Consider the following 12,495-nt stretch of genomic DNA (forward strand, 5'->3'; position numbering starts at 1 on the left):
TAATAAGCCATCAGCTGCTTTAAAAGAGACACTTATGACACAAACCATTCTAAACACAAATACACTATTTTCCTCTGTAGCACTTGGGCCTTATACACTCAAAAACCGCATCGTAATGCCACCGTTGACACGCTCTCGTAGCACGCAACCTGACAATATTCCTAATGACTTAATGGCCAGCTATTATGCACAGCGTGCTACAGCAGGCTTTATGGTGACTGAAGGTACGCAGATTGAACCAAGAGGCCAGGGCTATGCTTGGACGCCAGGTATTCATTCACCAGCCCAAGTTGAAGGCTGGAAAAAAGTCACGCAAGCAGTACATGATAAAGGCGGTATTATTTTTGCTCAGCTTTGGCACGTGGGCCGTGTCTCTCACACCAGCTTGCAGCCTAATGGTGCTCAGCCTGTAGGGCCTTCTGATATTATTGCTGATAACGTAAAAGTATTTATTGAAACAGGTCCGGGTGAAGGTGCATTGGCCGATCCAAGCGATCCGCGTGCGCTCAGTACCGATGAAGTTGGTGAACTGGTAAGTATGTATGCGGCCGCTGCGCGCAATGCATTGGAAGCGGGGTTTGATGGGGTAGAGTTGCATTGTGCCAATGGCTATTTGGTCAATCAGTTTATTTCTGAACATAGCAACACACGTGATGACCAATATGGTGGGTCGTTGACCAATCGTTTGCGCTTCTTAAAAGAGATAGTAGCCGCTGTCAGTGATGTGGTTGGTGCTGATCGTTTGGGCGTGCGTTTTGCGCCATTATTTGCCAGTACCACTGAGACACGTGTGTATTTAGGCTTGGTAGAGTCAGACCCTCATCATACGTATATTGAGGCGATTAAAGTCCTTGAGCAAGCTGGCATTGCTTACTTGTCGATTGCTGAAGCTGATTGGGATAATGCGCCTGATTTACCAGACACTTTTTATCGAGCGGTCAGAGAAGAGTTTTCAGGCCGTATTATTTATGCTGGCAAGTACACGGTACAAAAAGCCGTGAACATTTTAGAAAAAGGCTACGGTGATTTATTCGCGTTTGGTCGTCCTTTTATCGCTAATCCAGATTTACCCGAGCGTATTGCTAATAACTGGCCATTGAATGAGGCAGACCCTGCCACTATGTATGGTGGTACCGATGTTGGCTATAGTGATTATCCTTACTATCGTTAATCCTCTATAAAAGAGTGACAGCGTTAACCTCGCTTGAAGTATCACATATACATCTGCACTCGGTTGCCTTGACTCTTTTTTAAATTGAATCAACTATATTAATAATAGTGAAGCATTTAAACAGTGAATGAGATAAGGCCATAAATGGCCTTATCTCCATTTGTAAATTTAACGCTTTTATATAAGCAGAGGCTTAATCATCAATCGGTATCATGCCATGAATCAGAATTCCAAAGACAGACTTATACGCATATTGGTAGGGTATGTTGGACTTTATCCAACGCTCTTGATCGTATTGACGTTATTGAAGCCTTTGACTCAAGGCTTAAGCCTACCAGTGGTGGTATTAATTGAAGCTATCATACTCGTTCCGCTGACACAGCTAGTTTCTTTTCCATTAGCGGGTAAGCTGGTTGATATACTAAGAAGAGGAAAATAATGGTTCTTTGCACAGCGCATTTACCGCAATATTTGTGTTTACCAAGCTGATTTCTAACGAACCTCTAACGAACTCCAAAGTTTGGTTATACAAATCTGATAGTAGGGTTGTTCTTCCGCACATTAAAAAAGACCTTCAATTGCTTGAAGGTCTTTTTGGTTTTATAAGTAATGTGAGCTTTCTAAGCATTTAACATAAAAGTCATGCTAACAAACTCTCATAAATAAAGAGCGGTTTTTTATTTCAAAAAGTCAGGTTGCATAAAGGCAGGGTTTGGATAAGTATAAAATCCTTCGCCAGTTGCAGCACCCATTTTATTTTGATCAATCATCTGCTCTTTTAGGTATTTAGCAGCCTTTAATCTTGCAGGATTTTGAGTCGTTTCAGCGGCTAGCTTAGTGATGTTGTAGGCCGTGTTTATACCGATAGTATCTAAGATGCCAAATGGTCCTACAGGCGCACCAGTCACTATCATCCATGTCTTATCTATTGTATGCGGGTCTGCAACCTCTTTGGCTAATAACTGCAGTCCTGCATCTATAAAGGGCGCCAATAAACTGTTCATTATGTAGCCAGGTTGTTCTTTGTACAGCGGCATTGCCACCATACCGATGGCAGTAGCAAAAGCAACAACGTCATCAAATACGTTAGGATCTGTGCCAGGATGTCCCATAATTTCAGCGACATTATGCATCCAAATCTTATTGGCAAAATGGAGCGCTAAAAACTGCGCAGGTCGTCCCGTTGATTCTGCAAACTGGCTAGGGAGTAGGGTTGAAGTATTGGTGGCAAATATGGTTTTCTCTGGCGCTAATTTGGCAAGCTTTCCATAAAATTCGATTTTAATTTGAGGAATCTCGGGAATGGCTTCAATCATTAGGTCAGCATCTTTGACTGCTTCTGCTAAGTCTGAGGTATAGCTCAGATTATCAAAAGCGTTGTCCAACTGCTCTTGAGTTGCCCTCAAATCCTTTCGAAAAGCTTTGCACATCAATTGAAATTTTGCCTTTGCTTTTTCCAAAACCTCATCATTGATATCATAGACACTGACATTAAAGCCATGAAATGCGGCTTGAAAAGCAATTTGATAGCCTAGGATGCCGCTTCCAGCGACTGTTACATTTTTATACGTCATTGTATTAATTTCCTAAAAATAGTGGATATAAGTCGCTAGATAAATGTTTAGAACTTATAACCCTATTATTAGATTGTTTTACCTCATTATTCAACCTTCATTTTTATAAAAACATTAAAGAGAACCCAAAAATATTGCTAGGCAAGCACTAGCTAATTTCACATCACTTGACTTATTATTTTGTTAAACAATTCAATAACTTGCTGTTAGTGCTTATAGGTTTACACCTGATTATTGTACGATGATTGAAAGCTGTTTCGATAGTATAATGACATTTTTAATGACTACTGATGTCAAAGTATTGTCGATGAGGTTGTGACAGAAAGGAAAGTATGGGTATGGGTAATGAGTTATATATTAGTGGTTTTCTATCAAGACAATGTGGAGATGGAAATACGTGGTAGTGTTACTTGCTACTAGGTAATGATAAGTAATCAATAATGAGTCGCCCTAGAATTGTCGTATTCTCTCAGAATATTGAGTTTCCAACAATCTCAGGGCGGTTCACTCGTTATTATTTAGCGTTGCGCGTGCTGTGTTTCCTAGGTTTGTATATCTATGTTATGGTTCGTCGACCGGTTTTATCGTCTCTAGCCTATCCGGACTGGTATCATAAAGAATGGCTTTGACCAGCGATATTCCCATTAGTACCATCACAAAACTAAAGGGCAAGGCACCAATAACCATCGCCGTTTTAATCGCACCCAATCCTCCGCTTATCAGCAGTACCCCAACAACCAATGCCAGTATTACGCCCCAAAAGATAATATGTGGACGGCCTTTTGGACCCTCGTTACCACCTGAATTGATGGTGTTGATAACTAAAATTGCCGAATCTAAAGTCGTGACTAAGTAGGTCAATAGTAAGACCAGAACTAAAATTGCCATTATCCAAGCAAAACCTGGTGATAGCATCACATCAAGCATTGCCAATAATTGAGATTCTTGACCCACGCTTGAGATGGCATTGGTGCCACCTAGTGTTAAGTCAATCGCGGTACCACCCACCATTGAAAACCAAATAAAACACATCAGAGCAGGTAGGATAACGGTACCGAATAAATAAGTCCGAATACTACGACCACGTGAAATGCGAGCAAAGAAAACACCAACAAAAGGACCAAAAGCAATCCACCATGCCCAATAAAACACAGACCAGTCTTTTTGCCATGTGGCAAGTGTGTCACCGACCACCGTACCATCTGGCTGCCAAACCGTAAATAGCAGCTTAGGAAGTGCGACGACATAGTCAAACACACCTAAGAAGAAAGATTGTAAACCAAAGAATGTCGAACCGAATATTAAGAAAAAGGCAAACAGAACCAGACTCAATCCCATGTTGATATTCGACAGCCATTTCACCCCTTTACCTAGCCCAGAAAGCGCAGATAGGGTTGCTATACTAACGATAACAACCAGTGCAACGATAATAGCTGCTGTTGATGACGTGCCATCAGCATTCATCAACCATTCGCCCAAACCAACACGGTACATACTAGAAACGAATTGCTCAACCCCAAACCCTAATGTCTGTGCAACGCCCAAGATAGTTGCAATAACGGCAACGATGTCAATGGTATTACCGAGCTTACCTGATAGTTTTTGGCCGAATAATGGCGCAAGACCTGAGCGAATGGTTAGCGGTAATTTACGTCGAAACGAAAAATAGGCCATCGATAATCCGACTAAGGAATAACAGATCCATGCGCTGAATCCCCAATGTAGAAAGGCCCATTTATAGGCATATCGTACATTGTCGGCACCAGAGCCCGTTGCCAACCCTTTGATCACTTCAGGGTTATTGGCAAAGTGATACATCGGCTCTGCGGTCGCAAAAGTCAACATACCAACACCGATACCTGCGCCAAAAATCATCGAAAACCATGAAAAGTTGGAGAACTCAGGTTTATCTCCGGTGTCCCCTAAAATCAACCTCCCATAGCGTGGCACAACGGCCAGAATCAACGCCAAAATTAAGAAAAAGGCGACGCATAAAATATACCATGTCGAAAAGTGATTGAGTAAGAAAGTATTGAGCGACCCTAATATCGTCGTTGAATTATCAGGAAAAATGACAGCCCAAACAATGAGCAGACCCAGTAAGATTTTAGCGGTAATCGTAACGTCTTTATTAAACCCTTCATAAAAACCTTCTGTGGCCACTTTAATCGGCAATTTGGTTAAAGGTTTTCTGCTGCTATTTTTCATATCTAATCCTTTAGATGGTCTTCCTTTTGTTCAAATGAGCATCAAGCTGCACTGTCCTTCGAGCAGCTTAACCCCTATCATCCAGGGCGTGTCATCAGCCAGATACCAACCAACTTGCATCATGGTTAGCAGGGCACTCCAACTGATGACACTGCCTATTTAACTTGGTAAAAACTCTTGACTCCAACTATCACTCAAATCACCACTGGCAATACTGGCGTCAATGTCTGCCTCGCTATAGCCAAGTTCTAGCATAATTTGACGGGTTGATTGCCCAAATTTTTCGGGTCTAGAGAGTGCATACACGATGCTGTTCGACGGACGAATAGCATAAGGATCAAGCTGTGTCACTGTATGGCCACTTGGATGATCTTCATAAATTGAGAAAGAATAACTACCATTGTCAGTACCTGGTGTGCCATCTGCTGTGCGGCTGTATTCAGCACGTAACGCATTAATATCTGCACAGACGACAGCTGCAATATCAGCAGCTTGTAGACGTTCAACCCAGTCATGAGCAGGCGCTTTTTGAAAAGTATTAGACAAGAATGCCGCACGTTCAGTTTTATCCAACTCACTGAAACCTTGTAAGTCTTCAACGTTTTCGAAGTTTTTTACATCGACTTCATACGCGTTTAATAACAAGTAGTTCCCTGAAGAGGTATAGTAAAAGCGCGTCAATTCATCATGGCCGTTGGTTTCACGACCTGATGGCTCATTGAATAACCCGCGTTTTTCAAAGTCATAGCAATAGGGGATTTGTAGCAAGGCACTATTGGCGACCAATGAAGTACGACCACGTCCAATGCGGCCTGTACGATATTTTTGATAGAGCGCCACGCCAATACTCATGGCGCCGCCAAAGCCGCACATGACATCAATGGTACCAACGTGTGCGTGCTCTTCAGGAGTATCCATAGCACCGCCGCAACGCAACATGATGCCGGTAGATGCCTGTACCACATCGTCATAGCCTATGAAATCACTACTCGGACCCTTACGGACACCGCTAAAACAATCAAGCTTACAGAATATAGCATCAGGATTTAAGACTTTTAGGCCTTCAGTATCTAAGCCCATTTTCTTGATTTGTGTGTCTGTTGCATTCCAAACAATAACGTCAACGGAACGAACCAACTTCTCGAACACTTCTCGTCCTGTGCCCTTGCTAATATCAGCAAGTATGGAGCGTTTACCGACCATTTGAGACATACCATAAATGACAGTATTCCAGCTGTCGTACAACGGAGAGGCAGAATCAAGCTTAATAACTTCTGCACCAAAACGCGCCAAATAACAGGCCGAATGCGGGCCTGCAATGACATTGCAAAGATCAAGTACTTTAATACCGTCTAACCAACCGATTTTTTCATCAACATTATTGATTGAAGGCAACTTGGTTTTGATTGCTTTTAATTTTTTCAATGCACCCTCAAAGTCGATAGGCTGCGGTGCTTTCGGTTGTAACATCAACTCGCCACATTCTTCTAGCCACACAATTGGGCCTGGCTGAATCATCTTGCCATAAGTGGGGTCATCAACTTCAATCATGAGTCCTGTTGTTTCTGCATGATCATCATGGATCCACTCTTGTAGCCAACGCTGCGGTGCACCAGGTATGCCGCGTTTACCAAAAATCTTCTGCCACTCTTTTGACGTACGTAATAAAAACGCCACTTTCATTTTTTCGGCAATACGATCTGCCCAATGTTTTGGCATGGGATAAACCCCAAGCGATGTATCAGATGTCCACTGACTAGAAGGCAAATAAGTGTCTTCCTCCTCAGTCAATCCTTCCTCAAGTAATTCGTCGTATAACCCCAATACTTGCAAACAACGCTTGGCGTGATGTTTATGGCTAGGGCATACCACGTAAAACATACGGCCATCTTTACACATGTAACTGCGGTAAAAAGGATCTAGCAGTTCTTGCAACGCTTCGTAGTCCATATTCATGGGAATACCTTCAACGCGGCGACGTTGAATCTCAACTTCACGTTGGGTCAAATAGCGTTCAGGTAGGTTTTCGATATCTATTGAGTTGTAGCAAAGACCTTCCATCACAGCCGCAGCAAGTGGAACTTCGATAGCATCGCCAAGCCCTGTGTTTTCACGTGCTTGTAGTGCAAAAACAACGGAAGAACCTGCTAGCATTGCGCCATAAGCAGAGGGTAGTGGTAGGGGTGAGAACGATGGGTTAATGCCCATGAGCACACGGTTTAAACCCATGTCAGTAAACACGCCCGAGCTCGCTGCTACAATGCTTTCATAGGCACGTAACTCACGGCGATTTTCGTCATTCGATGCAAATCCAGGGATTGACAGCGTGATCAGCTGTGGCCGCTCTTTTCGTAGCGCGACCAGATCTAATCCCATTTCTGCCATTTTTCCAGGGCGAAAGCCTTCGATAACGATGTCACTTTCTAAAATTAATTGCCTAGCTTGCGCCAAGCCTTCATCCGTCTTAAGATCGAGTATTAAAATCAATTTATTGCGATTCAATACCGCATTGGCTGGACTGTGCCACTTTGGGCCTGATGGTGGGTCTATATGAACCACGGTTGCGCCTAAGTCGCCAAGCATCATACCGACAGCGGGACCGGCAATATATTGACCAAAATCGATGACTTTGACACCCAGTAATGGCAATTCAAAAGTTTCTCGCATAGTTATCTATCCTTAGAATTTTATGGTACGACTATGAAAAATTAGAATTCAGTCAGAGCACTTGCCGGTCGTCCACTATTGGAGAGAGTCAGAAGCAAGCAGCATTTTTTGAATACAAACGACTGCTTTTAAGCGCACTGATTATGCAGTGCGCTTAAAAGGTAAGAGCTTTATAATGTAGCGCCTTTATAATGTAATGTTCTTAAAGGCTAGCGCCTTGAAAAGGCGGTGCTATTAAGTTGGCATAGAGAACTGTTTTTCTTCTCTCAATGCCGCACTAGGCCAGCGCTGCGTAATGGTCTTACGACGAGTGAAGAATCTTACGCCGTCTGGTCCGTACATGGCCAAGTCACCAAATAATGAACGCTTCCAGCCACCAAAGCTTTGAGACGCTACAGGTACTGGTAGTGGAATATTGACACCAACCATACCGACTTGAATGTTGTCAATAAAGTAACGCGCCGCTTCTCCATCTCTCGTATAAATACAGGTGCCGTTACCATATTCGTGATCGTTTATGAGTTGCACTGCCTCGGCCATGGTCTGCACACGCATTACCTGTAACACGGGACCGAAAATTTCTGCCTCGTAGCTGTGCATCTCTTTAGTGACATGATCAATCAGAGTAGGACCTACGAAAAATCCATTTTCATTGCCTTCTGGTGCAGCATCAGAGCCATCGATGATGAGCTCTGCACCTTGCTCGGCAGCACTTTTGATGTAATCTAAAATCTTAGATTTGTGTGCCGCTGTAATGACAGGGCCAAAGTCGTTGCTCTTATCTGAATGAAGGCCTAGTTTTAGCTCTTTAATAGCAGGCTGTAGGGCCGCAATCATCTTGTCAGCCGTTTCATCACCGACGGCAACAGCAACAGATAGTGCCATACAACGCTCTCCTGATGAGCCAAAAGCAGCACCCAATAGTGAGGTTACGACGTTGTCTAAGTCTGCATCTGGCATGACAATCGCGTGGTTTTTTGCACCGCCTAATGCTTGGCAACGTTTGCCTTGTGCAGCAGCTGTGGTATAGATGTATTCAGCGATAGGGGTCGAGCCGACAAAGCTAACGGCTTTGACATCTGGGTGATGCAAAATAGCATCAACGGCTTCTTTGCCACCATTTACGACGTTGATGACACCATCTGGTAGGCCTGCTTGCTGCAAAAGCTGCGCTATAAAAAGTGTGGCACTTGGGTCACGCTCAGACGGTTTTAATACAAAGGTATTGCCGCAAACGATGGCCATCGGGAACATCCACAATGGCACCATCACAGGGAAGTTAAACGGTGTGATACCAGCGACGACGCCTAGTGGATGAAACTCACTCCAAGAGTCTATATCGGTACTAACATTGCGGCTGTGCTCGCCTTTGAGCAGCTCAGGTGCGCCGCATGCATATTCGACGTTTTCAATACCGCGTTGTAGTTCGCCTGCTGCATCGTGTACGATTTTTCCGTGCTCTTCGCCAACCAGTCTGCAGATTTCATCCGCATTTTGCTCTAACAACTCTTTGAATTTGAACATGACGCGCGCGCGTTTTAGTGGCGAGGTTTTGCTCCATGCGGGAAAAGCCGCTTTAGCCGCAGCGACTGCTTCGCCGATTGTTTTTTCACCACCCAAAGCGACTTGCTTGCTGACTTCACCCGTTGATGGGTTGTAAACATCTTGAGTTTGGCTGTCATTATTTGACAGGCTGCCGTTAATAAAATGTCCGATCGTTTGCATCAGTTTAATTCCTTTAAACGTGTGAGTAATTAGTAGGTTAATCGTAAATGATGGCTGTCTTAACTGACTGAACTCTCAGCAACAGTGTTGTCAGCCCATAGCAAGGTATAGAGTTGAACCATTTCTTCTAGCGTAGGTATTCGAGGGTTGTTGTTAGGTGAACCTGATGCGAATGCTTGCTCACACATCGTGTTTATTAGCGCATCAAAATCTGCTTTTTGGACACCAAACTGTGCCAATGTGGGCACGTGAAGCTCATCATTTAAGCTTTTTAGATAATGGACCAAGCTGACGTTGGCCTGATCATCTGTCTCGCTATGATCCGCTATGCCTAGTGCACGCGCGCAGTCCGCATAACGGTCGGGGGCACTAGAAATGCCGAATTCTGTAATGGTTGGCAATAGCATCGCGTTTGATAGGCCATGTGGCACATGGAAAAAGGCACCAATCGGACGACTCATGCCATGTACCAGTGCTACTGAAGAGTTACAGAACGCTATACCTGCCAAGGTAGAACCTAGCATCATTGCTTCACGGGCGGTTTCATCTTTGCCGTCGTGATAAGCGGTTTGGATATTGGGTCCAATTAAGCGTAAGGCTGCGAGCGCCTGTTGGTCGCTATAGGCATTACGTTTGGGGCTGATATAGGCTTCGATAGCATGGGTCATCGCATCGATACCCGTATCTGCGGTAGTACGAGGCGGTACGCTGAGTGTGAGGCTATAGTCGATAATGGCTGCGACGGGCATAAATCCCATACCCACGCACAACAGCTTTTCGTTATTAGCCTCATCAGTAATGATGGTAAAGCGTGTCACTTCTGATCCTGTGCCTGCCGTCGTCGGTATGGCAATAATAGGCAAACCTGCTTCATCAACTTGACGAGGAAACTTATAATCACGAATCACGCCGCCAAATTTTCCTAGAATTGCAATGGCCTTTGCACTATCGATAGGGCTTCCGCCACCTAAAGCAATTAGACCATCGTAATCTTGTGCTTTTACTTGAGACACGCCAGCCTCAATAGAGCTTTCAGTAGGCTCTGGCACCGTATCTGAAAACACATCGGCATTGATTTGTGCTGCTTTCAAAATGGCTTGAATGTTATCGACATAGCCGAGTTTGACCATCATCTCGTCAGTGATAATAAGGGGTTTTTTCACCCCTAAGCTGGCCAATATTGCTGGCAGCTTTTGGCAGGCATCGCGTCCAATTTCCATCGTTCTTGGGAGCAGGATACTGTGTGACATAGTGACTCATCCTTGAATTAATGACTTCAGATATAAGCGTAGTAGTTCGCTCAATCGTCGTACGAGCTATTCACAAAAGTGTATAGTATTTAAATATTAAATTCATATAACGATAAATATATTATCGATATGTAAAAGGTAACAGGATGTTTTTGTAATAGCAAGACGCAAAAGCGTAAATTTTATCGTTATAATAAATAAATTTATTTGCTGCGAGTCAGCCAGAGGTTTAAACCAAACAATGAGTAATACTAAAAAGAAGGGCTCAAGCGTTGAGCGTGTCTTACAGATAGTAGAGGTACTGGCCAGCTCGCAAAGACCAATGAGTGTCAGCGATCTAGCAGAAACATTGGATGTGCCAGTGCCGAGTATGTATCGGCTATTGGATCAACTGCAGGGTCTTGGGTTTGTGCAGTTAGATTTGCCAGGAAAGGTCACTTGCGGTAAGCGCACTTATAAGCTTGCCATGAACTTATTGCAAAACAGTGACTTTAAAAATGAAAGGCTAGCGATACTGAACGAGCTGTCAGCGCAAATAGGGGAGACGGTGGGTATTTCGATTTTGCAAGACTTAGATGTGGTTTATATCGATCGCGTTATGTCGGATTGGCCGCTACAAATATTTCTACCTTCGGGCACGCATGTACCCGTTTGGGCCAGTGCCAGCGGCAAATTATTATTGGCACAGTTGGTGGATGAGAAATGCGAGCGCATCGTTGAAAAAATGTCGATACATGCGCTAACGACCAAAACGCAGACCGATAAAAAACAACTGATGCAAACGATTACTACAACGCGTGAGACGGGAGTAGGCATAGATAATGAGGAGTTTATTCCAGGTATGGTCGCGTGTGCGGTCATGATTCCTAATGGCGATCAGCAAGCATTTGCGACAGTGTTTACACACGGTCCGACAGTGAGAAAAAGTCTAGAAGAGTTGCTTAGTTATGTACCTCTTATGCAAGAAGCTGCTAATGAGCTATCGGTAATTTTCAATCAAAACTATGAATAGACAAGTAGGCGCAAAGCAGGGTAATAAATTACTATGAGTGTTAGTTGATCTTATAGCAAACGCCAGTCAGAACATCATCACCTCAGTAAAAAAGGTTGGTAACGCTATATTATATATAGCGTTACCAACCTTTTTTACTGCAAATCATATTTTGTAAGTAACAAGATACTGTACCGTCCAATTTAGTATATCTATGATGTCAAACCCATTTGTCGTTTTTACAAACTCGTTAAGATAAATGTTTGACATAGGTATAGTGCGTTATCTGCGGGTTTAGGTCGTTGGGATACTGATCAACACGTTGATAGCCATTGTTGTCGTAGTACTGATAAGTACACAAAGTATCTGTGTGCAGTGCATACGTGGTTACGCCCTGTGCCACGAGATAAGTCTCAAATGCCTGAATCAACGTTGCACCAATACGGTGGCGACGATAATCTGGATCTACACAGAAAAACTGTAATTCGTTATCAAAATCGACTTTCTTTCGTTTCGCGCTAGCCGATTCTTTTTTCTGTAAATCACTTAATACCTGTTGTCCTTGTTCAGATAGGCGCAGCTTGCTTTCTATCTGATCAATAATAGGCTTATCATCGAATAATAAAGCTTTATATGGATCGTGTTTAGTGACCCCTATTACCACACCGCAAATAATGTCACCATATTCTGCAACTTGTATGAAAGTAGCATGATGATAGTCTTTAGCTAGAAATAGGGTAGCCAGTTGCTTTAGAACCCGCTTATCTGTGGCGCTAGTAAATACACTCAAATTCATATTGACGACAAAAAGGTCGACAATGGCTGAAAAGTCTTCAGGCGTAGCACGACGATATTGTATTGTCATAAGTTGCTCTCTTTTATCATTAGAAGTGCTAGCGTATGCTTCTT

9 protein-coding genes are annotated in these 12,495 nt (G+C 43.5%); 3 read left to right on the forward strand and 6 right to left on the reverse strand.

Annotated elements, in window-relative coordinates; genetic code table 11:
- The first annotated feature begins 34 nt into the window (after nucleotides 1-34).
- On the forward strand, nucleotides 35-1,171 hold the full coding sequence (locus tag I6E84_RS07005; protein WP_197217097.1) for an alkene reductase: 1,137 nt from the start codon (nucleotides 35-37) through the stop codon (nucleotides 1,169-1,171).
- 217 nt (nucleotides 1,172-1,388) lie between these two features.
- A complete protein-coding gene (locus I6E84_RS07010) occupies nucleotides 1,389-1,610 on the forward strand; it encodes a hypothetical protein (protein WP_197217099.1) in 222 nt (73 codons plus the stop codon).
- A gap of 238 nt (nucleotides 1,611-1,848) precedes the next feature.
- On the opposite strand, the gene I6E84_RS07015 is transcribed toward I6E84_RS07010, so the two are convergent.
- From I6E84_RS07015 to I6E84_RS07035, 5 genes are all read right to left on the reverse strand, one after another.
- Nucleotides 1,849-2,745 carry a 3-hydroxyacyl-CoA dehydrogenase gene (locus I6E84_RS07015; RefSeq protein WP_197217100.1) on the reverse strand — a complete coding sequence of 299 codons (897 nt, stop codon included), beginning with the start codon at nucleotides 2,743-2,745 and terminating at the stop codon, nucleotides 1,849-1,851.
- Between the two features lie 561 nt (nucleotides 2,746-3,306).
- Complete coding sequence (locus I6E84_RS07020; RefSeq protein WP_197217101.1) at nucleotides 3,307-4,953, reverse strand: BCCT family transporter; 1,647 nt, start codon at nucleotides 4,951-4,953, stop codon at nucleotides 3,307-3,309.
- Nucleotides 4,954-5,112: 159 nt separating this feature from the next.
- Complete coding sequence (locus I6E84_RS07025; protein ID WP_197217102.1) at nucleotides 5,113-7,620, reverse strand: CoA transferase; 2,508 nt, start codon at nucleotides 7,618-7,620, stop codon at nucleotides 5,113-5,115.
- 234 nt (nucleotides 7,621-7,854) lie between these two features.
- Nucleotides 7,855-9,345, reverse strand: coding sequence for a CoA-acylating methylmalonate-semialdehyde dehydrogenase (locus I6E84_RS07030; RefSeq protein WP_197177067.1), 1,491 nt, complete (start codon nucleotides 9,343-9,345; stop codon nucleotides 7,855-7,857).
- Nucleotides 9,346-9,404: 59 nt separating this feature from the next.
- Nucleotides 9,405-10,595 (reverse strand): iron-containing alcohol dehydrogenase, encoded by a 1,191-nt coding sequence (locus I6E84_RS07035; RefSeq protein ID WP_197217103.1) that lies wholly within the window; start codon nucleotides 10,593-10,595, stop codon nucleotides 9,405-9,407.
- 241 nt (nucleotides 10,596-10,836) lie between these two features.
- On the opposite strand from I6E84_RS07035, the gene I6E84_RS07040 reads away from it, so the two are divergent.
- Nucleotides 10,837-11,607 (forward strand): IclR family transcriptional regulator, encoded by a 771-nt coding sequence (locus I6E84_RS07040; protein ID WP_197217104.1) that lies wholly within the window; start codon nucleotides 10,837-10,839, stop codon nucleotides 11,605-11,607.
- 229 nt (nucleotides 11,608-11,836) lie between these two features.
- On the opposite strand, the gene I6E84_RS07045 is transcribed toward I6E84_RS07040, so the two are convergent.
- Complete coding sequence (locus I6E84_RS07045) at nucleotides 11,837-12,451, reverse strand: GNAT family N-acetyltransferase (RefSeq protein WP_197217105.1); 615 nt, start codon at nucleotides 12,449-12,451, stop codon at nucleotides 11,837-11,839.
- Nucleotides 12,452-12,495: the final 44 nt, after the last annotated feature.

It is taken from the genome of Psychrobacter sp. SCQQ22, assembly GCF_015864605.1.
GTDB lineage: Bacteria > Pseudomonadota > Gammaproteobacteria > Pseudomonadales > Moraxellaceae > Psychrobacter > Psychrobacter fozii.